The 25489-nt window shown below is 67.7% G+C and carries 25 protein-coding genes; 9 read left to right on the top strand and 16 right to left on the bottom strand.

What is annotated here, in order from left to right:
- Positions 1-2 precede the first annotated feature (2 nt).
- On the top strand, positions 3-887 hold the full coding sequence (locus tag AIOL_RS15560; RefSeq protein ID WP_049643828.1) for a DMT family transporter: 885 nt from the start codon (positions 3-5) through the stop codon (positions 885-887).
- A complete protein-coding gene (locus tag AIOL_RS15555) occupies positions 884-1552 on the top strand; it encodes a M50 family metallopeptidase (RefSeq protein ID WP_049643827.1) in 669 nt (222 codons plus the stop codon). Before AIOL_RS15560 ends, AIOL_RS15555 begins: the two co-directional genes overlap by 4 nt.
- 40 nt (positions 1553-1592) lie before the next feature.
- Here AIOL_RS15555 and AIOL_RS15550 read toward each other — a convergent pair whose 3' ends face one another.
- Positions 1593-3362: an SLC13 family permease gene (locus tag AIOL_RS15550; RefSeq protein WP_049643826.1), complete on the bottom strand. Its 1770-nt coding sequence runs from the start codon at positions 3360-3362 to the stop codon at positions 1593-1595.
- A gap of 86 nt (positions 3363-3448) precedes the next feature.
- Positions 3449-4306 carry an MBL fold metallo-hydrolase gene (locus AIOL_RS15545; protein WP_049643825.1) on the bottom strand — a complete coding sequence of 286 codons (858 nt, stop codon included), beginning with the start codon at positions 4304-4306 and terminating at the stop codon, positions 3449-3451.
- Between the two features lie 164 nt (positions 4307-4470).
- Between AIOL_RS15545 and AIOL_RS15540 the strand changes: the two genes are divergently transcribed.
- Complete coding sequence (locus AIOL_RS15540) at positions 4471-5841, top strand: glutamate--cysteine ligase (RefSeq protein WP_049643824.1); 1371 nt, start codon at positions 4471-4473, stop codon at positions 5839-5841.
- A 180-nt stretch (positions 5842-6021) separates the two neighbouring features.
- The gene (locus AIOL_RS15535) at positions 6022-7224 is read left to right on the top strand and encodes a calcium-binding protein (RefSeq protein WP_049643823.1); all 1203 of its coding nucleotides are present in this window, start codon (positions 6022-6024) and stop codon (positions 7222-7224) included.
- 76 nt (positions 7225-7300) lie between these two features.
- Here AIOL_RS15535 and AIOL_RS15530 read toward each other — a convergent pair whose 3' ends face one another.
- The 5 genes from AIOL_RS15530 to AIOL_RS15510 all read right to left on the bottom strand — a co-directional run bounded on the left by AIOL_RS15530 (position 7301) and on the right by AIOL_RS15510 (position 10767).
- Positions 7301-7477: a hypothetical protein gene (locus AIOL_RS15530; protein WP_326973127.1), complete on the bottom strand. Its 177-nt coding sequence runs from the start codon at positions 7475-7477 to the stop codon at positions 7301-7303.
- 74 nt (positions 7478-7551) lie between these two features.
- On the bottom strand, positions 7552-8163 hold the full coding sequence (gene plsY, locus AIOL_RS15525; RefSeq protein WP_049643822.1) for a glycerol-3-phosphate 1-O-acyltransferase PlsY: 612 nt from the start codon (positions 8161-8163) through the stop codon (positions 7552-7554).
- Positions 8164-8197: 34 nt separating this feature from the next.
- Positions 8198-9451, bottom strand: coding sequence for a dihydroorotase (gene pyrC, locus AIOL_RS15520; RefSeq protein ID WP_049643821.1), 1254 nt, complete (start codon positions 9449-9451; stop codon positions 8198-8200).
- Positions 9452-9552: 101 nt separating this feature from the next.
- Positions 9553-10077 (bottom strand): hypothetical protein, encoded by a 525-nt coding sequence (locus AIOL_RS15515; protein WP_049643820.1) that lies wholly within the window; start codon positions 10075-10077, stop codon positions 9553-9555.
- A 129-nt stretch (positions 10078-10206) separates the two neighbouring features.
- Entirely contained in the window at positions 10207-10767 is a 561-nt protein-coding gene (locus AIOL_RS15510; protein WP_049643819.1) for a hypothetical protein, read from the bottom strand.
- 124 nt (positions 10768-10891) lie between these two features.
- Here AIOL_RS15510 and AIOL_RS15505 point away from each other — a divergent pair, with 124 nt between their 5' ends.
- Entirely contained in the window at positions 10892-11473 is a 582-nt protein-coding gene (locus tag AIOL_RS15505) for a YdeI/OmpD-associated family protein (RefSeq protein ID WP_049643818.1), read from the top strand.
- A 12-nt stretch (positions 11474-11485) separates the two neighbouring features.
- Positions 11486-12283, top strand: a complete 798-nt coding sequence (locus AIOL_RS15500) for a crotonase/enoyl-CoA hydratase family protein (protein WP_049643817.1) — start codon at positions 11486-11488, stop codon at positions 12281-12283.
- Positions 12284-12335: 52 nt separating this feature from the next.
- Here the strand turns inward: AIOL_RS15500 and AIOL_RS15495 are convergent, their stop codons facing one another.
- From AIOL_RS15495 to AIOL_RS15480, 4 genes are all read right to left on the bottom strand, one after another.
- Positions 12336-15731, bottom strand: coding sequence for an efflux RND transporter permease subunit (locus tag AIOL_RS15495; RefSeq protein WP_049643816.1), 3396 nt, complete (start codon positions 15729-15731; stop codon positions 12336-12338).
- Between the two features lie 4 nt (positions 15732-15735).
- Entirely contained in the window at positions 15736-17187 is a 1452-nt protein-coding gene (locus tag AIOL_RS15490; protein WP_326973125.1) for an efflux RND transporter periplasmic adaptor subunit, read from the bottom strand.
- 156 nt (positions 17188-17343) lie between these two features.
- Positions 17344-17886 carry a molybdenum cofactor biosynthesis protein B gene (gene moaB / locus AIOL_RS15485; protein WP_049643814.1) on the bottom strand — a complete coding sequence of 181 codons (543 nt, stop codon included), beginning with the start codon at positions 17884-17886 and terminating at the stop codon, positions 17344-17346.
- Positions 17887-18530: 644 nt separating this feature from the next.
- A complete protein-coding gene (locus AIOL_RS15480; RefSeq protein ID WP_049643813.1) occupies positions 18531-19343 on the bottom strand; it encodes a uracil-DNA glycosylase in 813 nt (270 codons plus the stop codon).
- A gap of 176 nt (positions 19344-19519) precedes the next feature.
- On the opposite strand from AIOL_RS15480, the gene AIOL_RS15475 reads away from it, so the two are divergent.
- The 3 genes from AIOL_RS15475 (at position 19520) to AIOL_RS15465 (ending at position 21761) form a co-directional block, all read left to right on the top strand.
- Positions 19520-20458 carry an aspartate carbamoyltransferase catalytic subunit gene (locus tag AIOL_RS15475; RefSeq protein ID WP_049643812.1) on the top strand — a complete coding sequence of 313 codons (939 nt, stop codon included), beginning with the start codon at positions 19520-19522 and terminating at the stop codon, positions 20456-20458.
- Positions 20451-20963 carry a hypothetical protein gene (locus tag AIOL_RS15470; protein WP_049643811.1) on the top strand — a complete coding sequence of 171 codons (513 nt, stop codon included), beginning with the start codon at positions 20451-20453 and terminating at the stop codon, positions 20961-20963. Before AIOL_RS15475 ends, AIOL_RS15470 begins: the two co-directional genes overlap by 8 nt.
- Positions 20964-21041: 78 nt before the next feature.
- A complete protein-coding gene (locus AIOL_RS15465; RefSeq protein WP_049643810.1) occupies positions 21042-21761 on the top strand; it encodes a DUF1194 domain-containing protein in 720 nt (239 codons plus the stop codon).
- An 88-nt stretch (positions 21762-21849) separates the two neighbouring features.
- Here AIOL_RS15465 and AIOL_RS15460 read toward each other — a convergent pair whose 3' ends face one another.
- The 5 genes from AIOL_RS15460 to AIOL_RS15440 all read right to left on the bottom strand — a co-directional run bounded on the left by AIOL_RS15460 (position 21850) and on the right by AIOL_RS15440 (position 25342).
- Entirely contained in the window at positions 21850-22545 is a 696-nt protein-coding gene (locus AIOL_RS15460; RefSeq protein WP_049643809.1) for a helix-turn-helix transcriptional regulator, read from the bottom strand.
- Positions 22546-22926 (bottom strand): VOC family protein, encoded by a 381-nt coding sequence (locus AIOL_RS15455; protein WP_049643808.1) that lies wholly within the window; start codon positions 22924-22926, stop codon positions 22546-22548.
- A gap of 74 nt (positions 22927-23000) precedes the next feature.
- Entirely contained in the window at positions 23001-23894 is an 894-nt protein-coding gene (locus AIOL_RS15450) for a DMT family transporter (protein ID WP_082152623.1), read from the bottom strand.
- Positions 23895-23897: 3 nt separating this feature from the next.
- The gene (locus tag AIOL_RS15445) at positions 23898-24602 is read right to left on the bottom strand and encodes an SDR family NAD(P)-dependent oxidoreductase (RefSeq protein ID WP_049643806.1); all 705 of its coding nucleotides are present in this window, start codon (positions 24600-24602) and stop codon (positions 23898-23900) included.
- Positions 24599-25342 carry a hydroxypyruvate isomerase family protein gene (locus AIOL_RS15440; protein WP_326973124.1) on the bottom strand — a complete coding sequence of 248 codons (744 nt, stop codon included), beginning with the start codon at positions 25340-25342 and terminating at the stop codon, positions 24599-24601. Before AIOL_RS15440 ends, AIOL_RS15445 begins: the two co-directional genes overlap by 4 nt.
- Between the last annotated feature and the right edge of the window lie 147 nt (positions 25343-25489).

The raw sequence follows: 25489 nt of genomic DNA, 5'->3' as shown, positions 1-25489 counted from the left end.
CGATGACCAGCCGCGCGACCCTCCTGGCGGTCCTGCTGTTCTGCGGCGCGGCCTGGGGGCTGACGGTGCCGCTCACCAAGATCACGGTCAGCGAGGGCTACCGGCATTTCGGGCTGATCTTTTGGCAGTTCGTGATCGCGGTGGTCCTGCTGGGCGGGCTCTTGGCGGTGCTGCGGCGCCCGCTGCCCTGGCGGCGGCGGCACCTAGGCTTCTATGTCGTCATCGCGCTGATCGGGACGCTGCTGCCGAACTCGGCCAGCTATGAGGCGGCGCGCTTTTTGCCCGCGGGCATCCTGTCGATCTGCATCGCGATGGTGCCGATGTTCGCCTTCCCCATCGCGCTTTTGATGGGCACCGACCGGTTCGATTGGTTCAAGCTCCTCGGCCTGGTCTGCGGGCTCATCGGCGTGGCGCTGCTGATCGGGCCGCAGGCGAGCCTGCCAGAGCGCGCCATGGTGGTCTTCATCCCCTTGGCGCTGGTGGCGCCCGCGTTTTATGGGTTTGAGGGGAATTTTCTGTCCAAATACGGGCTGCCGGACCTGGATCCCGTGCAGCTTTTATGCGGCGCGTCGATCATTGGCGCGGGGATCGCGCTGCCCCTGGCGCTGCTGACCGGGAGCTGGGTGGACCCGCGCCCGCCCTGGGGCGCTCCGGATTTCGCGCTGATGGCCACCTCCGCGATCCACGCCATGGTCTATGCGATCTACTTCTGGCTGGTGACGCGGGCCGGGGCGGTGTTCGCGGCACAGGTGGCCTATCTGGTGACGGGGTTCGGCGTGGTCTGGGCGATGCTGATCCTGGCCGAGCGCTACTCCGGCTGGGTCTGGCTGGCGCTTGTGGTGATGTTTGTGGGGCTGTTCCTGGTGCAGCCGCGGCGGCAGGCGTGACCTGGCTGCGCGGGCATTGGCAGTTGCTGGCGCTTTTGGCGCTGGTTCTGCTGCTGTGGAACACGCCAGTTCTGCTGCCCCTGAAGATCCTGGTGGTGCTCTTCCATGAGGTGGCGCATGGGCTGGCGGCGGTGCTGACGGGCGGCGAGATCGTTTTGCTGACGGTCTCGGCGGACCAGGGCGGACTGGCGGTGACGCGCGGGGGCAGCCGGTTCCTGATCCTGACGGCGGGCTATCTGGGCTCGTTATGCATCGGGGCGGGGCTCTTGCTGGCGGGGCTCTGGAGCCGCGCCGATAAGGCGATTGTGGCGGGGCTGGGGGTGGCGATGCTGGGCATCGCGATCCTCTATATCCGCGAGTGGTTCGCCTTTGGGTTCTGCGCGGGCACGGGGCTGGCGCTGATCGCGCTGGCCTGGGGCCTGCCGAATGCGGCAAGCGATATGGCGCTGCGGCTGATCGGGCTCACCAGCCTGATCTATGTGCCGCGCGACATCATCTCGGACACCATCGCGCGCGCGCATCTGCGCTCGGACGCGTTCATGCTGGGCGAGGCGTTCTTTGGCAGCGCGACGTTCTGGGGCGTGCTCTGGCTGGGTGTGAGCATCGGGGTGATCGCGCTCTGCGCGCGCTTCGGCCTGCGGGAGCCGAGCAACATAAAGCTGTAGCTCCTCGCGCCCTCGCTCGGGCTGGCCTGAGCGGCCCCGCCTAAAGCGGCCAGAACACCAGGATCGCCGGGATCGAGACCGCCACGATGATCACCTCCAGCGGCAGCCCGGTGCGCCAGTAATCCCCGAACCGGTAGCCGCCCGGCCCCAGGATCAGCGTGTTGTTCTTGTGCCCGATCGGCGTCAGGAAGGCGCAGCTCGCCGCCACCGCCACCGCCATCAGGAACGGGTCGGGGTTCACCCCCAGTGACTGCGCCATCTGGATGCCCACCGGCGCGGCGACGATGGTCGTGGCGGTGTTGTTGAGCACGTCCGACAGCGTCATGGTCACCACCATCAGCACGGTCAGGATCGCCCAGGCGGGCAGCCCTTGGGTGAAGCCCACCAGCGCGCCGGCGATCAGCTCGGTGCCGCCGGACTGCTCCAGCGCCGCCCCGAGCGGGATCATCGAGCCCAGCAGCACCACCACGGGCCACTCGATATGGTCGTAGATCTCTTGGATCGGCAGGATGCGCGTCAGCACAAAGCCCACCGCCACCAGCCCCAGCGCCACCGGCAAATAGAGCCAGCCCAGCGAGGCCGCGATCACGGCCGCGGCGAACATCCCGATGCCCAGCCAGACCTTGTCGTCCTGGGTCACCGCCAACCCGCGCTCGGCCAGGGGCAGGCAGCCCAGCCACTCGGTCACGTCGGCCTCGTGCCCCTGGGGCACCAGCAGCAAGAGGATGTCACCGGGGCGCACCTCGGTGCGCCGCACCTGCCGCCGGATGCGCCCGTTGGCGCGGCGGATGCCCATCAGGGCCGCGCCCTGGCGCCAGTTCAGCCCCACGCTGGCCGCGGTCTTGCCGGCGATGCGGGCGGTCTCGGGCACCACGACCTCGATCTGCGTCAGCCCGGCCCCCGCGGCGCGCAGCCGCTCCTCGCGTTTCGCCTCGGCGAAGTCTAGCGACAGGGCGGCGCGGAACTCGTCCAGCGCCTGCGGCTCGGCCTGGATCACCAGCGCGTCCTGCGCCGCGATCTCGCCGCGCCGCTGCATCCCAAAGAGCCGCTTGCCGTCGCGCACAAGGCCCACGATGGCCACGTCGTTCTTCTCGGCCAGCTCATAGAGGTCCTCCAGCCGCTGGCCGATGTGCTTCGACCCCTCGGGCACGGTCAGCTCCGAGACATATTCCGCCCCGTCGCCTGGCTCGCCGCCCGCGTCCTGCTGCGGGATCAGCCGCCAGCCGATCAGCGCCACAAACAACAGCCCGGCAATCGCCGCCACGCCGCCCACCGGCGCGAAGTCGAACATCTTGAACGGCGCGCCCAGGCTCTCTTCGCGGATCGCGGCGATGATGATGTTGGGCGGGGTGCCGATCAGGGTGACCATGCCGCCCAGGATGGTGGCAAAGCTCAAGGGCATCAGGGTCAGCCCCGGCGCGCGGCCCGCCTTCTTGGCGGTCTGCATGTCCACCGGCATCAGCAGCGCCAGCGCGGCCACGTTGTTCATAAACGCGCTGAGCACGCCGCCGATCCCGCCCATGATGGCGATATGCGCGCCCAGCCCGCGCGTGCTGTCCACCAGGGTGCGCGTGATCAGGAACACCGCCCCCGAGCGCACCAGACCCGCCGAGACCACCAGCACCAGCGCCACCACCAGGGTCGCGGGGTGGCCGAAGCCGCTAAAGGCGTCCTTGGTGGGCACCACGCCCAGAACGACCCCGGCCATAAGCGCAGAGAAGGCCACCAGGTCATAGCGGAACCGCCCCCAAAGCAGCAGGCCGAAGACGGCGCCGAAGAGCGCGAAGAGGATGATTTGGTCCTGCGTCATGCCTGCGACCCTACAGCGTTCGGTTCGAAAGCTGAATCATAGATTTCCGATGCGCGCGTGACCGGCTCGGCGCGTTTCGGCGGGGCTTAGACGTCCCCATCGGGGCGCCATTCGAAAGCGTCGCCCTTGGCGCGGACCCGGCCGATGGAGGGCAGCGTCATATGGCTGCCCAGAACGCGCAGGTCTTCGCTGGCGGCCCTGCCAAGAAGCGCGCGGCGCGAGGTCACCGCGCGATCCGGCTCAGCGTCATACCTGAAGTGCCACTCCGGGTGCCAGCACTGCGCGGTGCAATGCAGGGCATCGCCGGTGATGACGGCGCGGGCGGGGCCGCTTTCGACTAGGACCGAGACATGCCCGTCGGTGTGACCCGGGGTGGGGATCAGGGTTAGCTCGTCGCCCAATCGGTGCCCGGCCTCGACATGCTCGGCCTGGCCGGCCTCGATCACCGGGTGGATGCTCTCGGCGTATTGCGGCGGGGCGCGCTCGGCCATTTCGGCAATATCGACGCCGGGCATCAGGTACTTGGCGTTGCGGAAGGTGGGCACCCAGCGGCCATCCAGCAGGCGCGTGTTCCAGCCGATATGGTCGCTGTGCAGATGGGTGCACATGACATAATCCACGTCCTCGGGCGCGGCCCCGGCCGCGGCCAGCGCCTGCAGGAAGCGGTCGCTGTCGCGCATGTGCCAGAAGTCCGGGCTGGGCACCGTCTTGTGGTTGCCCACGCAGGCGTCGACCAGCACCAGATGGTGCGGCGTGCGCAGAAGGAAGCCCTGGACCGGCAGGATCAGCGCGCCGGTCCGCGGGCATATGGTATGCGGGTCCAGCGCGGAGATCACCTTTGCCAGGTCCGGGCCGGCGTTGGAAAACAGCTCGTCGGGCGGAAAAAAGGGGCCGTTCATCTCAAGGATGCGCCAGACCTCGACCTCTCCGATGCGGCACAGCATCTTGCGCGCTCCCCCTTGGTGGTGTCGCGGCAGTCTCGGCGCGTTCCCCGCGGCGGTCAAGGCGGCGCATCACCGGCGCGTGAGAATCCTCACGCCGTTGCTTGACACTCCCCAGACGCGGAGGCACTCAACATAAGAAACCCAGCCAGGAGGCCGTCAGGCAGATGTCCATTCCCCAATCCGGTGGCGGCCCGATCGAGCGGCACGAACAACTCGCTGAATACCTCGCGGACGGCTGCAAGCCCAAGGAGGACTGGCGCATTGGGACCGAGCACGAGAAGTTCGGCTATTGCGCGGACACGCATCTGCCGCTGCCCTATGAGGGCGAGCGCTCTATCCGGGCGGTGCTGGAGGGGCTGCGGGACCGGTTCGACTGGGCGCCTGTGGAAGAGGGCGGCAGCATCATCGGGCTCACCAAGGACGGCGCGAATGTTTCGCTGGAGCCCGGCGGGCAGCTCGAGCTTTCGGGCGCGCCCCTGGAGACCATCCACCAGACCTGCGACGAGGTGAACACCCATCTGCGCGAGGTCCAGGAGGTCTCTGACGATATCGGCGTGCGCTGGATCGGGCTGGGCGCCGCACCCGAATGGACCCATGAGCAGATGCCGCTGATGCCCAAGGGGCGCTACAAGCTGATGGACAGCTACATGGGCAAGGTGGGCACCGCGGGGCGCATCATGATGCGGCGCACCTGCACGGTGCAGGTGAACCTCGATTTCTCCACCGAGGCGGACATGGTGCAGAAGATGCGCGTGGCCGTGGCGCTGCAGCCGGTGGCGAACGCGCTCTTTGGCAACTCGCCCTTCTTCGAGGGCAAGGTGAACGGGCAGAAATCCTGGCGCGGCTGGGTCTGGCAGAACCTGGACGACGCGCGCACCGGCATGGTGCCGTTCATCTTCGAGGACGGGTTCGGGTTCGAATCCTGGGTGCAATACGCGCTCGATGTGCCAATGTATTTCGTCTACCGCGACGGCAAGTATATCGACGCGCTGGGCATGTCCTTTCGGGACTTCCTGAAGGGCGAGCTGCCCGCCTTGCCGGGCGAGACGCCGACGCTCAGCGACTGGGCGGACCACCTGACGACGCTCTTCCCCGAGGCGCGGGTGAAGAAGTTCATCGAGATGCGCGGCGCCGATGGCGGGCCCTGGCGCAGGCTCTGCGCGCTGCCCGCGTTCTGGGTGGGGCTGTGCTATGACCAGACGGCGCTGGACGCGGCCTGGGACCTGGCCAAGGGCTGGGACGCCGAGACCCGCGACGCGATGCGCGTTGCCGCCGCCGCCGAGGGTCTGGCGGCCGAAGTCGGCGGGATCAAGATGCTGGATCTGGCCAAGGAGGTCGTGGAAATCTCGCGCGAGGGGCTGCAGAATCGGGCCAAGCCCGGGCTGGGTGGCATGGTCCCGGACGAGCGGCATTTTCTACACGCATTGGATGAAAGCCTGGCGGAAGGACAATCGCCTTCGGACGAGCTCCTGCAGAAGTACGAGCGGGACTGGGCGGGTGACCTGTCCAAGATTTATTCGGAATTCAGCTATTGATTCGCGCCAATAGAACAAAAACTTAGCGATTGTTTCGCTGGCCGATCCAATGCGCAAAAATCCTGGCGCCCTCACTCCAGAATCCATAGGTTTGTCCTAAATGTGTTAGCTAGGTGGCGCAAAAGTGTTATTGTTTCACTTGGTTTTCGGGGTAACTGATTTTTAAGCTGGGGAAAGAATATGGTTGGCTTGCTGGGGCTCTTGGGGCTGCTTTTGTTGGGATTCGGACTGGACGCACTCTCGGATGACGATAGCGGAGGTGGCGGTGGCGCAACCGACGGCGAATCCGGCACCCCAACGGAGGGTGATGACAGTCTTGTCGGCACCGGTGCCGATGATGCAATCAATGGCCTAGAGGGCGACGACACACTCCAAGGCGCGGGCGGAAACGACGATCTGTTCGGGGCGCTGGGCGATGACAATCTGCTGGGCAATTCTGGCGATGATACGCTGACAGGCGCCGCGGGCTTTGACAGCATCCTCGGCGGCGGCGGCAATGACGACCTTTCGGGCGGGGCCGACGACGACACACTCGATGGCGGTGCGGGCAACGACCTTGTTGCTGGCAATGCGGGCAACGATCAAGCCTCGGGCGGCTTGGGTGACGACACCGTTGACGGCGGGCCTGGCGACGATACGTTGTTGGGCGGCGTTGGCGCCGACAGCCTGATTGGCGCGGCTGGCAATGATTTTGCCGATGGCGGTATCGGCGTGGACACGCTTGCTGGTCAGGACGGAAACGATACGCTTTTGGGTGGTGACGGCCCTGACCAGATCTCTGGGGGCGAGGGGAATGATAGCATAAACGGCGGCTTTGGCGAGGACCGCCTGTTTGGCAACCAGGGCGATGACCGGATCTTTGGCCGCGGCAATGACGACTTCATTGCGGGCGGCGACGGCGAGGACAGCCTGTTCGGTGAGGCCGGGCAAGACACGATCGCCGGCGGCCTTGACGCCGATACCCTGCGCGGCGCGTCTGGCAATGACTACGTGAACGGCGTGGTGGGTGGTGATTTCGACCCGCTGGGCTTCTACCAAACCGATTTTGACACTGGAGACGCGATGTTTGGCGGGCAGGGCGATGATACGATGGTCATGGGCTCGGGCGATGCGGTCACGGGCGGCGCTGGCGCCGACAGCTTCATCGGCGGGACCTGGGTGGATCCCGGCGCCCCGGCCTCGGTGCTGGATTTCGTCGCCGCGGACGATGCGCTCCTGATCTACTACGACCCGGCGGTGGTTGTCGGTCCGACTGTGACCGTGGACGACGATGGCGCCGACGCGGTGGTGTCGCTGAACGGGGACGCGGTGATGCGGGTCGTGGGGCAGGCTGGGGCGATCACCCTGGCGGATGTGGCCCTGGTGGAGCAGACGCTGGTCTAACCAAAAGCTAAGCTCCGGTCCGCTGTAGGACGGGCCGGAGTGATCCCGCGATTTGCGGTGTGGAATTCTAATCCCCTCAGCCCGGCACGAGCCCTTCCACGAATTGCACGACCTTCTCCTGTGGCATCTCACAGGGGCGCAGATGCGCCCGCTCGCGCGTCAAGTATAGGTTCAGGCTGATGTAATCCGCGCCGCCAAGCTCCTCGGCGACAAGTTTCCAGGCGGAACCCTTTGCCAAGGCGTGCTTGCTCACAACATAGCGCCGACCGTCGAAGGTGCCAAAAAACGTGCCTCTTGGCAGCCCATGAAAGGCCGCCAGAAAACCCCTCAGGACTTCGCCCCGATCTTTGTTTCGGTCCCGGCGCGTAGCCGCGCGATGTTGTCTTGGTGCTTGACGATCACGAAGGCGGACATCAGCGCCACCACGATCGCGCCATGCCAATGGTAGAAGGCCAGCGTGTAGAACGGCGCCAGCGCGACGGCCACCAATGCTGCCAGCGAGGAGAACCGCATGAGCGCCGCGACCACGAGCCAGGTCAGGCAGGCCGCCGCCCCGACCGGAAGCGACAGCGCCAAGAGCGTGCCCAGATAGGTCGCCACGCCCTTGCCGCCGCGAAACCCCAGAAACAGCGGAAAGAGGTGCCCCAGAATGGCAAAGAAACCCGCCAGCCCCGCGGCGCTCTCGCCCACCAGCCAGCGCGCCAGCAGGACCGCCGCGGCGCCCTTGCCCGCATCGCCCACCAAGGTCAGCAGCGCCGCCGCCTTGTTGCCTGTGCGCAGGACGTTCGTGGCCCCGATATTGCCAGAGCCCACGGCGCGTAGATCGCCCAGCCCGAAGAGGCGGGCGGCGACGATCCCGAAGGGGATCGAGCCCAAGAGATAGGCCAGAACGGCAGTGATCAGTAGGCCCACGGCAAAACTCCCTGCGGTGACGCCCATTCGGGCGCATGATCAGACACGATTCATAAGAACACTAGCCAAAAACGCGTTCCCCAGCCACCCAAGTTCCCAGCACGCGCCCCTGCATCCGCGCGCCGTCAAAGGGGGTGTTTTTCGACTTGGACGCCAGCTTGAAGCGGTCCACCACAATCGGCGCGTCCGGGTCGAACAGCACCAGGTCCGCGGGCGCGCCCTCGGCCAGGCGTCCGGCGTTTAGCCCCAGCCGCCGCGCGGGGTTCAGCGCCATCGCCTTGAAGAGCTGCGGCAGCGTCAGCTGCCCCGCATGGTAGAGCCGCATCGCCGCGGGCAGCAGCGTCTCCAGCGCCACCGCGCCGGAGGCCGCGACCTCGAATGGCAGGCGCTTGGATTCCTCGTCCTGCGGCGTGTGCATCGACGAGATCACGTCGATCAGGCCAGAGCCAACCGCGTCGATCATCGCCAGGCGGTCGTCCTCGGCGCGCAGCGGTGGCTTGACCTTAAAGAAGGTGCGGTAGTCGCCCACATCGAACTCGTTCAGCGTCAGGTGGTGGATGTTCACCCCCGCCGTGACGTCCAGGCCTGCGGCCTTGGCGCGCTCCAGCGCCGGCAGGGCGGCGGCGCAGGACAGGTTGTCGGCGTGGTATTTCGCGCCGGTCATCTCCACCAGCGTAAGATCGCGCTCCAGCCCCAGCCGCTCGGCGATGGGCGAGACCGCGGGCAGCCCGCGCAGCGAGGCGAATTTGCCCGACGTCGCGGCGGCGCCGCTCGAGAGCCCCGGCTCCTGCGGGTGCGCCACAACTAGCGCGCGCAGCGAGCGGGCATAGGTCAAGGCGCGGGTGAAGACCTTGGTGTCGGTGACCACCGCGTCGCAATCGGTAAAGGCCACGGCGCCGGCGTCCTGCAGGAACCCGATCTCGACCATCTCGCGCCCGGCGCGGGCCTTGGTCAGGGCCGCCATCGGCAGCACATGCACTGGGGCGGCATCCGCCGCGCGGCGGGCCACGAATTCCAGCTGCTCGGGGCTGTCGATCACCGGATCGGTGTCTGGGCGCGTCACCATCGTGGTCACGCCGCCGCGCGCGGCGGCGGCCCCTGCGGTGCGGAAGCTCTCTTTGTGGCGCTCACCGGGCTCGCAGACCTTCACGCCAAGGTCGACGATCCCTGGGGCCAGGCACTTGCCCCCCGCGTCCAGGACCTGCTCGGCGGGCCCCGGCGCCGTGATGCGGCCGTTCTCGACGCGCAGATCGCCCAGCTCCTCGGTCCCGGCCTCGGGGTCGATCAGCCGGGCGTTCGTGATCAAAAGGCTCATGCGTCGCGGTCCTCGATTTCCTTGATCAGGCGATAGACCTCCTGGGCCTCCATTGGCAAGGGGCTCTCAGGGCCGAAATCGTCCCGCCCGGTCACGCCGCCTCACGCCTCCGCGCGCTGGATGTCGCGGATCAGGCGGTAAACCTCGTCGCCCTTGTCGATCCGCTCGAACCCAATCGCCACCCGGTGCGAGCCGTTCTTGGTGCGCCGGTACTCCTCGGCGAAGTGGATCGTGTCCGGCGGGCCCTGCTGATAGTCGATGCGGGTCTTGGCCGCGATGGGAAAGCTGCGCAGCTTGCGGCCCTGGAACGGGATGTCGGTGGCGATGAAGGCGCGCCGGTCGGTGAGCGTGTACCAGGTGTGGCGCCGCGCCCAGGCGGGCCAAAAGATCGGCCCCGCCATGATGCCCAGCCCCACCGTGAAATGGATCAGCCCGAAGGTCCAGAAATACCCGCCCCCCGAGCTGGCCAGGAGCATCCAGACCAGCGCGAAGCCCGCGAAAAACGCGCCAAAGGTAACCGTTAGCAGGTGCCGGCCGCGGAACACCACGCGCGGGTCAGGTCGCCCCTGCCACAGGATCTCCTCGCCCTCGTCCAGGATGCCGTCCCAACCGTCTATCGAGGCCATAACCCGCTCCGCCGCCTATCCTGAGATCCAGACGATAACGCCGGTGAAGGCAAACAGGAACACAAGGGCCAGCGTGGCCACCATGCCGGATCTGCGGGGGTCCTTGGGGTCTTGCGGTGCGGGCATGGGCTATCTCCAGATCAGCAGCGCGAGCACGATCACCAAGAGCACGGCCAGAACGCCAAGCACCAGGGCCGCGGATCGGCTGGAATGCGGTGGTGGGGGGATGTCGTCGGGCAGGGCGCGCTCCAGCGGCGCGGGTTCGGCGGCGGCCATGTCGATATGCGGCTGCGGCGGGGCAAGCCGGTAGGCGCCCAGAAGCCGCAGGGGCGCCTGCGGGTCCAGGCGCTGCGCCCGCCCGCCAAAGGCCGCGGCATGGACCAGCACGAAATGCCCTTGCTGCGCGTCCAGCATCTCGGCGTTCAGGTCCTCATGGGCGATGCCCTGGCCCTCTTCGAGATAGGCGGCCAGCCCCAGCCCGGTCAGGTCTTGGTCGGTGAAGACCTCGATATGCTCCGGCTCCAGATGGGCGGCACCCAATGCGCGCTGCAGGGGCCAGGGGTGGTCGCCATTCGCCGCGGCCTGGCGCGGGGCGGTGAACGCTGGCACGGCGTCCTTGTCGAGGTCCAGCGCGTAGAGCCGGATGGTCTCGCGCTCGTTGCTGCCGACCTCTTGCGGATCCAGCGTCATGTCAGCCCTCGGGGTTGCCGCGATCTTTCGCGGGCAGGTTACGCGCCGGGGCGGGTATATGCCAATGGTCTCTGTGCGGGATGTGGCATAATCTCTGGGCAGGGAGATGCGAGGAGCTTCGGACATGCCGCGCGCCGCGGATAGTGCTGAACGGGTGGAGGTCCGCTCGCGCGCAGGGCTGCGCGCCTGGCTGGCGGCGCATCACGGCCAAGCGGCGTCCGTCTGGCTGATCACCTACAAGAAGAACAGCGATTACTACCTCGACTATGGCGCGATGATCGAAGAGCTCTTGTGCTGGGGCTGGATCGATAGCCAGACGCGCAAGGTCGATGACGACCGCACCAGCGTGCTGATCGCGCCGCGCAACCCACAATCGGCCTGGTCAGCGGTGAACAAGGGCAAGGTGCAGGCGGCGCGCGCCTCTGGTGTGATGACCCCCGCCGGAGAGGCCTTGATCGCCGCGGCCCAGGCCAACGGCATGTGGGAATTCCTGGACGATGTGGAGCGCTTGAAGCGCCCCGATGATCTGACCGCGGCGCTGGGCACGGCCTGTGACGCGTGGGAAGACTGGCCCCGCAGCGTGAAACGCGGCACGTTGGAGTGGATCAAGACCGCCAAGACGGAGAAGACCCGCGCAGCACGCATCGCAGAGGCCGCCACCGCGGCCCGCGAGGAGCGCCGCCCGAAACCATTCGCCCGCAAATAGAGGACGACACACGTGACCGACATCCTGACGCTAGAGATCACCGACGGCATCGCCGAGCTGTGCCTGAACCGGCCCGAGCGCAAGAACGCGCTATCCGAGGCGCTCTTTGCCGAGATCGCCGCCACCGGCGAGCGGCTCAAATCCGAGCCCGGCCTGCGCGCGGTGATCCTCAGCGGCGCGGGCGGCGATTTCTGCGCCGGGATCGACCTGCAATTCCTGCAGGCGCAGGCGGGTAACCTGGAGGCGATGCGCGAACGGCTCTTGAACCCGGACCCGGGCGAGCGGGCGAACTGGGCCCAGAAGCCCTGCTATGTCTGGCAAGAGCTTAGCGTGCCGGTGATCGCGGCGATCGAGGGCGTGTGCCTGGGCGGTGGGCTGCAGCTGGCCCTGGCGGCGGATTTCCGGATCGCGCGGGCCGATGCGCGGCTGTCGATCATGGAGGCGAAATGGGGCATCATCCCCGACATGGGCATCACCCAGAACCTGCCGAAACTGATGGCGGCGGATCGCGCCAAGCGGCTGATGATGACCGCCGCTATGTTCTCGGGCGAGGACGCGCTGGGCGAGGGGCTGGTGACCGAGCTGGCCGAGGCGCCGCTGCAGCGCGCGCGGGCGTTTGCGCAGGAGCTGGCGGGGCGCTCGCCCGAGGCGCTGGCGGGCATCAAGGAGCTGGTCGAGCAGGCCTGGACCCTTCCGGCGGGCGAGGGTCTCAAGCGCGAGGCCGAGCTGCAGGCGCCAATCATTGGCAGCCCGAACCAGTTCGAGGCCGTCATGGCGAATATGCAAAAACGCCCGCCCAAATACCGCTGAAGCTGAATGCGCATCCGCGCCGCCCGCGCGTGGCTCAAGCGGCGGCGCGGCCCTAAGGCGTGCGGGCGAACCGCGGCAGCAGGGCCGCGCTTACCACAAAGGCCAGGCCGACCCAGAGGATCGCGCTGGCGCCGAACAGCAGCAGCGCGGTGCTGGCAGAGCCCATTGCCGCCCCGGCCGGCAGCACGGCGGCCCAAATGGCGGCGATGGTGCCGTTCGCGATCAGGGCCCCAAGCGTCGTGGCGAATAGGATCGCCACGCCCAGCGTCGCCACGCTCAGCGGCAGCAGCACGCGCCGCTCGGCGGTCAGGCCGCGCCGCAGCGCGGTCAGTTGCCGCCCGAAATCCTGCTGCATCGCCATGACCGCGGGCACGATCAGCAGCACCAGAAGCATGCCAAAGCCCAGCCCATAGACCAGCGTGATCACGGTGGGCTTCAGGAACTGCGCCTGCTGGGACTGCTCAAAGAGCAGCGGGGCGAGGCCAAGAACGGTGGTCAGCGTGGTCAGCAGAACGGCGCGCAGGCGGTCGCAGACCCCGTCGACAATGGCGGGCACCAGCCCGCGATCCCTGGCGTGGTCATCCACCGTGGTCACCAGCACGATGGAATCGTTGATAATGATGCCGGTCATCCCGATCAGCCCGACCACCGAGAACATGCTCAGCGGCACGCCGTGCTGCATATGCCCGTAGAAGGCCCCGATCAGGCCGAAGGGGATGATCATCATCACCACCACGGGCCGCGTCCAGCTCGAGAAGATCCAGGCCAGGACCAGGTAGATCCCCAGCAGGCACAGCAGGAACCCGGTGAGCGCCTCGCTGAGAAAGCGGTCCTCTTGCTCGGATAGCCCGCTCATCACCGAGGCGACGCCAAAGCGCTCCTCCAGGTCGGGCAGGATCTGGGTCTCAAGGGTCTGGGCGACCAGGGCGGCGCGGGCCGGGTCGTCCTCAGAGATGTCGCCGGTCACGCTGACCAGGCGCAGCCCGTTCTCGCGCCGCACGGTCGAGAACCCGGCCTTGCTCTGCACGCTCACGATATCGGCCAGGGCGACGTAGTCGCCGGTGCCGGTGCGCATGCGGGTGCGGTCCAGGAAGTCGGCGGTCAGCTCTCCGGGGGGGATCTCCACCCGGATGGTGGCGCTGCGCGGCCCGTCGGGATAGCTGGCGGCCTCGATCCCGTTCAGCCGGTGGCGCAGCACGCGGCCCAGCCCGTCGATGGTAAAGCCAAGGGCCTGCCCCTGGGGGGTGAGCTCTAGGATCAGCTCTTGCTTGTCGTAGGACAGGCTGTCCTCCAGGGCCGAGACCTCGGGGAATTGCGCCAATTGCGTCTTGAGGTCCTCCGCGGCGGCCTTCAGCACCTCCGCCTCGGCGCCAAAGAGCTGCACGTCGATGGCGTCGCCCCCCGGCCCGGCGCGCCAGCCGCGGAAGCTGACGGTCTCGACCAGGGGCGTGCGGCGCACCTCGTCCTGCACATCCGCCACGAAGGCAAAGCTGGAATACCCCCGGCGCAGGTCGGCGTCGATCAGCTCGATGGCGATGGAGCCAAGCTGGTAGGTCTCTTTGTTCTCCACCCCCGACAGCCCGCGCCCGGTGTTGCCGCCGACCTCGGTCATGACGTAGTCGACGATGTCGACGCCGTCATTCTCGTCGGCATAGCGCTTGGCCACGGCCTCGGTGGCGCGCTGCATCTCGCGCATCATCACCAGGGTGTCCTCGCGAGTCGCGGCGGGGGCCATGGCGAAGTTGCCGCTGACCGAGCCGCGCTCAGGGAAGTTGATAAAGCGCCATTGCAGGTCCCCGGTCAGGAAGGGCGCCATCTGCAGCGCCAGCACCAGCACCGCCGCCGCCACGGTCGGGTAGCGCGCCCAGATCACCCAGGCGATGAAGGGCCTGAATAGGGTCTCGCGGAACCAGCGAAAGCCCGCATTCACCACGCGCGAGGGCACGTCGTACCAATGCTCCTTGATGGAATGCTTCAGCGAATGCGCCATGTGGTTGGGCAGGATCAGGAAGCACTCGATCAGCGAGGCGATCAGCACCACGATCACGGTAAAGGGGATGTCGGCGATCAGATCGCCAAAGCGCCCGCCGATGGCCACCAGCCCGAAGAAGGCGATGATCGTGGTGATGGTGGCCGAGAAGACCGGCGGGAACATGCGCTGGGCGGCGTTCTCGGCGGCCTGCATCGGGGTCTCGCCGTATTTGCGGTACCGCGCGTCGGCGTGCTCGCCCACCACGATGGCGTCGTCCACCACGATGCCCAGCGTGATGATCAGCGCGAAAAGCGAGACCATGTTGATCGTCAGCCCGGCCAGGAACATGAAGGCCAGCGCCCCGATCATCGCCACCGGGATGCCCGCCGCGACCCAGAAGGCGGTGCGCGCGTTGAGGAACAAGAACAGCAAGGCCACGACCAGCCCAAGCCCCAGCAGGCCGTTATCGAGCAGGATGTTCAGGCGCCCGGTGATCGCCTCGGCGCGGGTGCGGATCAGCTCGACGGTGGTGCCCTCGGGCAGGGTGGATTGCAGCTCGGCGGCGACCTCCTCGACCTGGCCCTGGATGTCGATGGCATCGCCCCGGTCCGAGCGGTCCACGCGCACCGAGATCGCGGGGTTCTCGCCCACGAAATAGGCGCGCTCGCGGTCCGCGCCGCCCACCAGGACGGTGGCGATATCCGCCACAGTCAGCTTCGAGCCATCCTCGTTCGAGCGCAGCACCACGCCCGCGATCTGGTCGGCGCTGCGCTTGGCCACGCCGGTGCGCACGCGAGCATTGGCGCCGGTGACGTCGCCCGCGGGGTCGGCCTCGGCCTCTGCGGCGATGGCCTCGGCGATCTCGGCCATCGAGATGTCGTGGCGCACCAGCGCCAGAGAGGGCACCTCGATCACGGTCTCCGGCGCGGCCAGGCCGCGGATGGTGGTGCGGGTGACGCCGGCCACGAAGAGCCGCGTGACGAACTCGTCGGCAAAGCGCCCCAGCTGGTCGGCGCTGACGGGGCCGGTGATGACCACGTCGGTGACGCGGTCCCGCCAGGCGCCGCGGCGCACCACCGGGTCCTCGGCATCGTCGGGCAGGTCGGTCACCGCGTCCACCGCGGCGGCCACGTCATCGGCGGCGCGCGCCATGTCCCAGCCCGGCTCGAAATCCAGCACGATCCCGGCGGAGCCCTCGCGCGAGGTGCTCTCGCTGCTCTCCACGCCCTCCACCGCCAGCAGCGCCTGCTCCAGCGGCTGCACGATGCCGCGGTCCACGTCCTCGGCCCCCGCGCCGTCCCAGGCCACGTTCACGCGCACGTTGTCGATGATCACATCGGGGAAGAACTGCGCCCGCATCTGCGGGAAAGAGGTGAAGCCCGCCACCACCAGCACGACCAGCAGCAGGTTCGCCGCGGTGCGATGGCGCGCGAAGTAGCTCAGGACGCCGCCGACGCGAGAGAAGCGCTCTTGCATCGCGCTACCCGCCCATCCGCGCTTCGATGCGCTTGATCATCGCGGCGGGGACCTCGGGCTTGGAAAGCTGCGACAGGACGCGCTGCTTGGCCTCTGCGGGCATGCGCTTGTTGCCCTCGATGAAGGCGATCAGCCGGGCGCGGCGCTCGTCGGTCAGGGCCACCATTTGCGGCGGCTCGGGCTCTGCGGGGGCGCCCAGGGCGCCCTGGGCATCCGGGCGCAGCGGGCGCACCTTGATGCCCGCCCCCAGCAGGGGCGAGCGCTCGGCCACCACCTCGCGGCCGCGCAGCGCGCGCGCGCGCACCAGCAGCGCGTCGCCCTGGCGGCGCAGCACCTGCACCTCGGCCTCCTCCAGCCGGTCCTCCTCGCCCAACACCAGCACCATGCCGGCGGAGTCCACCGCCGTGGCGGGCAGCGACACCACAAAGCGCAGATCGGGCTCCTGGGCGCGCACGGTCACGAAATCGCCGGGGCGAAAGCCGCGCGCGCTGTCGAGCTGCGCGAAGAGCAGCCGCCCGGTCTGGCCCTCGCCCACGGCGGCGCTCTCGCGGCTGATGCGCCCCTGGGCGACAAGGTCCACGCCCAGCACGTCCAGCTGCGCCGCGACCTCGCCCGCGATCAGGCGCCCGTCCGCGTCCAAGAGCCGCGCGTATTGCGCCGCCGAGACGCGGAACATCACCTCCAGCGCGCCGGGGTCCACCAGGTTGGCCAGCCGCTCGTTGTTCTGCACCAGGCCGCCCTCGACCGCGTTCACCTCGGATAGGGTGCCGGCGAACTCGGCGTGGATCTCGGTATCGGCCAGGCGCCGCTCGGCCTCGGCCAGGGCGATCTCGCGCCGGGCGATGGCAGTGGCGGCCTGGTCGACGCGGGCCTGGGCCTGGGCCAGGGCCTGGCGCTTGTTCAGCACGGATTGCTTGGCCGAGGCCTCGGCCAGGGCGGCGTTCTCCACCGCGTCCTCCGAGCCGATGCCGCGGGTAAAGCGCCGCTGAAGGCGCTCTAGCGACTGGCTGCGCAGGGCAAGCTGCTCGGCGGCAGAGGCCACGTCCTCTTCGGCCAGGGCCAGGCTGGTGGCGGCGTCGCGCGCCTCGGCCCGGGCCTCGGTGAGGTCGGTCATCGCCACGTCCAGCGCCGATTGCGCGTCCGCTGGGTCAAGCCGCGCCAGCAGCTGCCCGGCCGCGACCTGCCCGCCCTCCTCAAAGCCCTCGGCGAGCGTCAGGATCGTGCCCGGCGCGGTGGCGCGGACCTCTAGGGTGCGGCGGCTGCGGATCTCGCCGAAGGTGGTCAGCACCGGGGTGACCTGGCCGGGCTCGAACGGCACGGTGCTGACGGCGAAGACGCGCTCGCGCGCGGGGCGCTGGCGCTGCTCTTGGCTGGCGCGCTCCTGCATGGCGGCGCGGATGGTCTGCCCGGCATAGGCCAGCAGGCCCAGCGTCAGCGACACCAGGAGAAGCCCCACGAAAGACCGGCTTAGAAACCGCATTGGCTATTCGCTCTTCGTTGCTTTGGCGCGCGCGGCACCATGACGGCAGGCAATAGATAGCCCGTTCGCCAGGAATGGCCAAGCGCGGGCGGCCTCACATGCCGGTTATTGCGGCTTATACGGGCGCGGCGGCTACTTCCGTCGCTGATTCTCCGCCAATCGCGGGAAGATCTCGACAAAGTTGCAGGGGCGGTGGCGGTAGTCGAGCTGGCGGGCCAGGATCTCGTCCCAGGCGTCCTTGCAGGCGCCGGGCGAGCCCGGCAGCGCGAAAAGATAGGTCCCCTGGGCGACGCCGCCGGTGGCGCGGGACTGCACCGCTGAGGTGCCGATCTTCTGCATCGAGACGATGGTGAAGACCGTGCCGAAGGCGTCGATCTCCTTCTCGTAGACGTCCCTGTGGGCCTCAACGGTGACGTCGCGCCCGGTAAGCCCGGTACCGCCGGTCGAGATCACCACGTCGATCTCGGGGGCGGCGCACCAGGCGCGCAGCTGCGCGGCGATCTGGTCGCGCTCGTCGGGCAGGATCTCGCGCGCGGCCACCTGGTGGCCCGCGGCCTCGATCCGGTCCACCAGGACCTGCCCCGAGCGGTCCTCGGCCAGCGAGCGCGTGTCGGACACGGTCAGCACCGCGATGCGGACGGGGATGAACTCTGCGCTTTCGTCGATCCGGCTCATGGCGGGCTCCTTGGCTGCTGAGCGCAGATATATCCCAATGCGCGGGCGGGGCCAGCCTTGCATTGCGACCGGCGGGGGCGGGGCATGTCTCGCCGGTCCTGGCGCGCGACTGGTGCGGTAGTGGTGTCGATCTTGGCTTGGAGCGGTCCTTTGAGGATCTCCCGCCCTGGACTTGATCCAGGGCCTCCACCTTGAACCAAGCGCAACCCGGGCAGCGGCCGACCTGGAGGTCGCTTGCGCCACGGCTCTGTGTTGCGAGCGATCTTCGAAAACGCCAGCGTTCCAATGGGTTGCAGCGTCGCAAAAGCGGCCTCCTGGGGGAGGTCGGCCGCTGCCCGAGGCAAGCTCGGGCGGTTGCTCGGCTTGGGGTCCGTTGCGTCTGGTGTCGGCAAGCGTCGCTGGGGAGTTGCGCGTTTTGCTCAACACACGCCCCAGGCCACATGCAATGCGCGGTCGTGGCGAAGGCCGCATAGCGGATGTACATCAAACACCGTGCGGTTTGTTAACCACGCTCACTGCCCGACAAGGTGCCATACGCAAGGCCGACACATTGCCGACGCTTCGCCGACACCAGATTCGCCCGCAAAATAAGGCGTTAATGAGTGATTCTCGCAGTTCGGGCGGAAAACCTGCGCCCGCTGGCTTTAGGCTTTGTTAAGATCTCGCAGCCGGGCCTGCAGCGCCAGCAAGTCCGCCCAGGCCTCGCGCTTGGCATGGGTGTTGCGCAACAGGTAGGCGGGGTGGAACATCGGCAGCGCCGGGCGGCCCAAAACGTCCTGCCAGGCGCCGCGCAGCCGCGTGATCCCGCGCCGCCCCAGCATCGCCTGGCACGAGATATTTCCCATCAAGACAATGAGTTGCGGGTCCACCAGCTCGATATGCCGCCGCATGAAGGGCAGCATCATCGCGATCTCATCCGGCTTGGGGTCGCGGTTCTGCGGCGGCCGCCAGGGCAGGATATTGGTGATGTAGAGCGCCTGCGCGGGGTCCTCCTTGGCGCGGTCCATGCTGATGCAGTTGAACATCCGGTCCAGAAGCTGCCCGGCGCGCCCGACAAAGGGCTTGCCCTGGATGTCCTCATCCCGGCCCGGCGCTTCGCCGATGATCATCACCCGCGCCGCCGGGTAACCATCTGAGAAGACGGTGTTTCTTGCCCCCCGCTTTAGCTCGCAATGCTCGAATGCGGCCAGCGCTTGGTGCAGCGCCGCCAGCGTGTCGACCTGCGCGGCGTGGGTTGCGCTCTCCACAGCGTCCGGCCCTCCTGAGGGCGCCGCCCCCTGCGCCCCGGCGGGCGTTCCCGGCGCGTCCATGGCGGGCGCTGGCGCCGCGGGTCTCGGGGCCTGCTTGGGCGCGTCATACCGGTTCAGCGGAGCGTCCAGGATGGCCTCATCCGCGCCCAGCTCGACCTGCCAGGCCAGCGCCGCCAGCGCGTCGTGATATGAAAGCTCCGAATCCATCCCGGCAATCCTATGCCGCACGCGCCTGGTCTGAAACCCCGGGGATTATCTTGCTGAAATTCATTGAAAATTAGCGATTCGCCCCGGATCATGGATCCGGGTGGGCGCCGTCGGCGCCGACTTGCCCGCCCGCCGCGCCGCCTCTATAAGCCCGCCCAGAGCAAGCGAGGGACCCCATGAGCTTCAGCCACGCGCATCTTCTGGGCATCGAGCCTCTGGCCCCGCAGGACATCACCACGCTTCTGGACCGCGCCGACGCGTATGCCGAGGCGAACCGGCGCGGCGATAAGCACTCTGACAGCCTCGCGGGGCTCACCCAGATCAATATGTTCTTCGAGAACTCCACCCGCACGCAGGCGAGTTTTGAGATCGCGGGCAAGCGCCTGGGCGCGGATGTGATGAACATGGCCATGCAGACCTCCTCGGTGAAAAAGGGCGAGACGCTGATCGACACGGCGCTGACGCTGAACGCCATGCACCCCGACCTTCTGGTGGTGCGGCATCCGCAGTCCGGCGCGGTTAACCTGCTGGCAGAAAAGGTGAATTGCGCGGTGCTGAACGCGGGGGACGGGCGGCATGAGCACCCCACCCAGGCGCTCTTGGACGCGTTGACGATCCGCCGCGCCAAGGGGCGCCTGCACCGGTTGACCGTGGCGATCTGCGGCGACATCGCCCATAGCCGCGTGGCCCGCTCGAACATCCTGCTCTTGGGCAAGATGGAGAGCCGCCTGCGCCTGGTCGGGCCGCCAACGCTGATGCCCGCAGGGGCCGCCGATTGGGGCGTGGAGGTATATGACGACATGGCCGAGGGCCTGAAAGACGCAGATGTGGTGATGATGCTGCGGCTTCAGCGCGAGCGCATGGATGGCGGCTTCATCCCGTCAGAGCGCGAGTACTACCACCGCTATGGCCTGGACCCCGCGAAGCTCGCGCTGGCCAAGCCCGACGCTATTGTGATGCATCCCGGCCCGATGAATCGCGGCGTAGAGATCGACGGCACCTTGGCCGATGACATCAACCGCTCGGTCATCCAAGAGCAGGTCGAGATGGGCGTCGCCGTGCGCATGGCGGCGATGGATCTCTTGGCGCAGAACCGGCGGCAGGGACTTGGCTGAGCCAGAACCACAGCCCAAGCCCAAGCAAGAGCCAGAGCTGCGGCCCGGCGAGACGCTTCTTGCCGAGTGGCGCCCGGTGCTTGGGATATATATCGGCAGGGTCGTTTTCATCGCGTCGATCTGGATGCTGATCGCCGGTGGGCTGGGTGGCCACTTCTCGGAGCTGGCCCATGCGCCCTACTTCGCGCTGGCGGCCTTTGGGTTGTCGCTTGCGCACCAGGTCATCGCCTATGAGGACGGATCGGAGTGGCTCCGGCGGCGCGGCGACCTGTGGCGGCTCACCTCAGAGCGGCTGATCTATGAGAATGACAGGGACGCGGAGCGCGCGCCCGTGAGCGTCGAGCTCGTGGAGATCCGGCGCGCGCGCGCCTGGATGTTCTGGGCGGTGCGCGTGCAGTTTAACGACGGGCAAACCACCATGCTGCAGTTCCTGCCGCGCGCGCGGCAGGTGCGGGACCAGATCGCGTGCGCGCTGAACGCACTGCAAGAGACCCGCGGCGCGTAGCATCGCCCGCGGCTTTGTGAACCGTGCAGGCCTGAGAACATCGTTGACGAGCGCTGCGTTCGTGATACCGCTTGTTACATGCGTGTTATTCTTCTCGCACTTTGCCTGCTTGCGTCTCTGCCCGCGCGCGCCTGCGATTTGGCGCTGGCCTTGGCGGTGGACATCTCGGGCTCCGTCGACCCGACGGAGTACGAGATTCAGATGCAGGGGCTGGCCAACGCGATGCGTGACGGCGTCGTGGCCGAGGCGCTGGTGCGCGCCGAGGCGGCGGTGCTGCTGGTGCAATGGACCGGCACCTCGCGCCAAGAGGTCACCATCCCCTGGACGCGCGTGCGCAGCTACCAAGACGCCGAGGACCTGGCGCAGCGCATCGAGACCGCGCCCCGGCGCTGGCGCAACTTCTCCACCGCGATTGGCGACGCTTTGGCCTTTGTGGTGGACCAATGGCCGGACGCACCGCTCTGCAAGCGCCGCATCATTGACGTCTCTGGCGACGGCAGCTCGAACGAGGGCCGCGCGCCCCTGTCGATGCACCCGGAGCTGGCCGCCCTTGGCATCGCGGTGAACGCGCTGGCCATCGAGGAAAGCGAGATCGACCTGACCGCCTATTTCTGGGAGAACCTGATCCGCGGGGAAGGCGCCTTTGTGGTCACCGCGAACACGTTTGAGGACTACCCGGACCGGATCCGCATGAAGCTGATCCGCGAGGTCACGGCGCAGATCTCTTGCGGTCCGCCGGAATGCTGGCCCCGAAATGTCAGCGATGCTCCGCAGCCGGTCGATCTGGCGCGTAGGTGACGCGCGCGGCGCTGAGCCGCGCAGATATTGCTGAGCGGCCGCCGCCCCGCAGTCTTGTCGACCAAGGACCAACGACCAAACCCGGGCCTCAGTCGCGGCGCTGCCCGTGATCGCCCTCCTGGGCCAGAAAATCCTCCAAGGTCTTGCCCCTCTCGGGGCGAAAGCTGTCCTTGGCATCCGCCGAGACGATGCGATCCACGCGGAACATGCGGAAATCCACGCGGGTTTCGCACCAGGCAAAGAGCGTCCAGACCTTGCCCCAAAAGCCAAGCCCCAGCGGGCGCACGATGCGCCTGGTCGCCGTGCCCTCCGCGTCGCGATAGTCCAGTTCCAGGCGCTGGCGCGTGTCCGTGGCGATCTCTAGCTGGTCGATCAGGGCGCGGGCCTTCTCGTCTAGGTCGCCCATGGGGATGGCGTGGATCTGTACTGCGGCGGCGCGGGCGCGCTCGGGCTCTGCCAGCACCGCGTTGATCTTGATCAGCGCCTCCTCGGCGGCATGCGCCATCTTGAGCCCGCCCCAGGTGCGGATCAGCCGGGCGCCCGCCACAAGGGCCACGATCTCTTCGCGGGTGAACATCAGCGGCGGTAGGTCAAAGCCCTCGGCCATGACATAGCCATAGCCCGCCTCGCCCTCCACCGGCACGCCGGAGGCCTGCAGGTCGGCGATGTCGCGATATATAGTCCGCTGGCTGACCTCTAGCGCTTCGGCCAGAGCACCGGCGGTCACCAACCGCCCGCCCCGGAGCGCTTGCACGATCTGGAACAGGCGGTCGGCGCGCCGCAACTAGGCGGCCTTGGGCTGGAACAGCCCCAGCGAGTTGCCGTCGAGGTCAGTCGCATAGCCAAAGCGGCCGGGCGGGATCTCGACCGCGCCGGGCATCACCACGGTGCCGCCGGCGGTCTCGACCCGCGCGAGCGTCTCTTCCACCGTGTCCGGCACCTGCAGATGCAGCGTCGGTCCGGTGCCCGGCGCCGGCGGCTTGCCGGGGTAGAGATGCCCGGCAACGCCCTTTCCCTCGAAGGGCAACATGATGATCGGGTTTGGGCCGGTCTCGTCGCGGGTCGTCTCATACCCAAAGACCGCCTCGTAAAAGGCCTGCGATGCGGCCAGGTCGGTCACGGGGATCTCGCACCAGACCAGCGCGTTGTCGGGGGTGAATGCCATGGGTCTTACTCCTCTATCCAAGTTGATGAGGTGCTTATCTCATACCCCCACTGACAGCGTCCTGTCAGCATCTGTCATGAACGATTGGCGCGGGTGGCCAAAATCCCGCCGAGCGCGATCATCGCCATACCCAACAGCGCCAGCGCCTCCAGCCGCTCGGCAAAGAAGATCACGCCCCAGAGCGTGGCGCAGACCAGGTAGGCATAGTCGAACGGCGCCACCAGCCCCGCGGGCGCCACCTGATAGGCCACCACCGCCAGGACCGATCCGATCAGCGCCGCCAGGGCCAGGGCGGCCACCGCCACGGCCTCGCGCGGGCCGACGGGCACCCAGACCACCGCATCGGGGCTGACAAGCGGCCAGAGCAGCGCGCCCAGCACGCCGAACCCCACGAAGACCAGGTGCAGGTGCAGCGCGACCGCCGCCGGGTCCTCGCCCTGGCAGTGCTTGCGGGTGATCACCATCGCCAGCGCGTAGGTCACGCTGGAGACGAAGGGCAAGAGCGCCGCCCAGCCGAACGCCCCGCCGCCGGGGCGCAACAGCACCAGCACCCCGCAGAACCCCAGCGCCACCGCCGCCCAGGCCAGCGCGCTTGGGCGCTCGCCCAGGATCGGGCCCGCAAAGAGCAGGATAAAGAGCGGCGCGGTGTAGTAGATCGCTGCTGCCAGCGAGAGCTCCATTTGGTAGAGCGCTAGGTAGTAAACCGCCCACATAATGGTCAGCAGCAGGCTGCGTAGCATGGCCCAGCCGGGCGCGCGGGGCAGAAGCCGCACGCCGGGGCGGCGCAGGCGCAGGAAGCCCGCCAGGACCAAAGCGATGGGCAGAAAGCGCAGCGCGAAGAGCTGAAAGAGCGGCAGGTCACTGCCCAGCGACTTGATCAGCGCGTCGCCCAGCGAAAGTGCGGTGACCGCGCCGACGATGGCCGCCACGCCGAGGAGCGGATTGTCCTGAGGCGCTGCGGTGCTCAAAGGCTAGAACCGCTCGACCCAGGGGCGCAGGTTGAGCTCCTCGGACCAGGCGGTCCGGTCCTGGTTGATCAGGTTGAGGTATTCGCGGGCAATGGCGTCGGGGTCGAGCATCGAATCCGGCTTGCCGGTGGCGTCCACCCGCTCGGGCCGCGACGGGTTGCGGATGCCGCCGTCGATGTTCACCCAGGCTACATGGATGCCCTGCGGGTGCAGCTCTCGGGCCATGGATTGCGCCAGCCCGCGCTGGGCGAACTTGCCCATGGCGAAGCTTGCGGATTGCGGGAAGCCCTTCACCCCAGCCGAGGCCCCGGTGAACAGGATCGTGCCGCGCCGGTCGCCCTGCATTTCGCCCTCAAGCATGCGCTTGGCCGCCTGCTGGCCCATCAGAAACGCGCCATAGGCGGTCACTTCGACGGCGCGGCGCACCTCCTCGGGCTCCAGGTCCACCAATGGGCCGCGCACCCGCGCCGAGGGGTTGTAGACGGCCACCTGCGGCGACGTGGGCAGACCGGCAAAGAGCGCGGCCATGGCGGCCGGATCAGAGGCGTCCATTTCCACGGTCTCGGCGCCGCATTCCTCAGCCAGGGGCGCCATCTTGGCGCTGCTGCGCGCCGCGAGCACCAGCGCGTAGTCGGGCGCCAAGGCCCGCGCCAGGGACGCCGAAAGCCCGTCCCCAACGCCAATTAAGACCGCAATCGGTTTCTTCAAGAAGCCGTTCCCTTGATCATCCAATCCAGGCCAGGACGCGTCCGCCCACGGGGCTGATACTCGGCGCTGACGAAGCCAGGGTAACCCTCGGCGTCCAGAAGATCAAAGAAGGATTGAAAGTCTGCGCCGCCCTCGCTTGGCTCCCGGCGCCCGGGTGCGCTGGCGACCTGAACATGCCGGGCAAGCTTGCCAAAGCGCCGCCAGGCCTCCATCAGATCACCGCAGATAAGCTGCGCGTGGTAGCAATCAAACAGCAGCCCCAGGTTGGGCGCGTCGATCTCGGCGAGGATTTCTTCGGCCAGCTCGAAACTGTCTAGGAAATAACCGGGCGTCCCGGCGGGGTTGACCGGCTCGATGACAAAGGACTGCTCGGGCACTTCGGCGGCGGCCCAGGCGAGGTTGCGGATGTAGGTCTCGCGCGCCTCGGCGCCCTGCGCCTTTCCGGCCATGAGGTGGATATGCTGCGGCTTGAGGCGCTCGGCATAGCGCATGGTGCGCCGCAGGTCCTTTTGGAACCGCGCCCGGCCCCCTGGTGTTGCGGCAAAGCCGCGCTCGCCGCCGGCCCAGTTCGGGGGCGGCGCATTCATCATCACCAGGGGCAATTCTGCATGCCGCATGCTTCGGACGATCGCGGTCGCGGCGTCGTCATATGGGAACAATACCTCGGCCCCTTCGAACCCAGCCTCGGCTGCGGCTTCAAAGCGCTCCAGAAAGGGGAATTCCTTGAAAAGGAACGTCAAATTTGCTGCAAAACGAGGCACGACTGGTCCAACCCTTTGCCTCTGCCTAACAAGACTGGCGTAATCCGCAAAGGTTAAAATCGACTTTCCGTTGCGTTTTTGTACAACTATTTTCAGCGGTTTAGTTACGGATTGACCCTTTAGAGT

Origin of the sequence: Candidatus Rhodobacter oscarellae (assembly GCF_001078595.1) — a bacterium.
In the GTDB taxonomy this organism is placed as follows: Bacteria; Pseudomonadota; Alphaproteobacteria; order Rhodobacterales; family Rhodobacteraceae; genus Rhodobacter_B; species Rhodobacter_B oscarellae.
Note: the sequence above shows the minus strand (reverse complement) of the source record. Positions and strands in the feature narration are given on the sequence as shown.

What these genes read in the sequence shown, in the direction of transcription:
- AIOL_RS15560 (WP_049643828.1), top strand. Translation starts at nt 3, where the DNA reads ATGACCAGCCGCGCGACCCTCCTGGCGGTCCTGCTGTTCTGCGGCGCG.
- AIOL_RS15550 (WP_049643826.1), bottom strand. Translation starts at nt 3,362, where the DNA reads ATGACGCAGGACCAAATCATCCTCTTCGCGCTCTTCGGCGCCGTCTTC.
- AIOL_RS15545 (WP_049643825.1), bottom strand. Translation starts at nt 4,306, where the DNA reads ATGCTGTGCCGCATCGGAGAGGTCGAGGTCTGGCGCATCCTTGAGATG.
- AIOL_RS15540 (WP_049643824.1), top strand. Translation starts at nt 4,471, where the DNA reads ATGTCCATTCCCCAATCCGGTGGCGGCCCGATCGAGCGGCACGAACAA.
- AIOL_RS15535 (WP_049643823.1), top strand. Translation starts at nt 6,022, where the DNA reads ATGGTTGGCTTGCTGGGGCTCTTGGGGCTGCTTTTGTTGGGATTCGGA.
- plsY (WP_049643822.1), bottom strand. Translation starts at nt 8,163, where the DNA reads ATGGGCGTCACCGCAGGGAGTTTTGCCGTGGGCCTACTGATCACTGCC.
- pyrC (WP_049643821.1), bottom strand. Translation starts at nt 9,451, where the DNA reads ATGAGCCTTTTGATCACGAACGCCCGGCTGATCGACCCCGAGGCCGGG.
- AIOL_RS15515 (WP_049643820.1), bottom strand. Translation starts at nt 10,077, where the DNA reads ATGGCCTCGATAGACGGTTGGGACGGCATCCTGGACGAGGGCGAGGAG.
- AIOL_RS15510 (WP_049643819.1), bottom strand. Translation starts at nt 10,767, where the DNA reads ATGACGCTGGATCCGCAAGAGGTCGGCAGCAACGAGCGCGAGACCATC.
- AIOL_RS15505 (WP_049643818.1), top strand. Translation starts at nt 10,892, where the DNA reads ATGCCGCGCGCCGCGGATAGTGCTGAACGGGTGGAGGTCCGCTCGCGC.
- AIOL_RS15495 (WP_049643816.1), bottom strand. Translation starts at nt 15,731, where the DNA reads ATGCAAGAGCGCTTCTCTCGCGTCGGCGGCGTCCTGAGCTACTTCGCG.
- moaB (WP_049643814.1), bottom strand. Translation starts at nt 17,886, where the DNA reads ATGAGCCGGATCGACGAAAGCGCAGAGTTCATCCCCGTCCGCATCGCG.
- AIOL_RS15480 (WP_049643813.1), bottom strand. Translation starts at nt 19,343, where the DNA reads ATGGATTCGGAGCTTTCATATCACGACGCGCTGGCGGCGCTGGCCTGG.
- AIOL_RS15475 (WP_049643812.1), top strand. Translation starts at nt 19,520, where the DNA reads ATGAGCTTCAGCCACGCGCATCTTCTGGGCATCGAGCCTCTGGCCCCG.
- AIOL_RS15465 (WP_049643810.1), top strand. Translation starts at nt 21,042, where the DNA reads ATGCGTGTTATTCTTCTCGCACTTTGCCTGCTTGCGTCTCTGCCCGCG.
- AIOL_RS15455 (WP_049643808.1), bottom strand. Translation starts at nt 22,926, where the DNA reads ATGGCATTCACCCCCGACAACGCGCTGGTCTGGTGCGAGATCCCCGTG.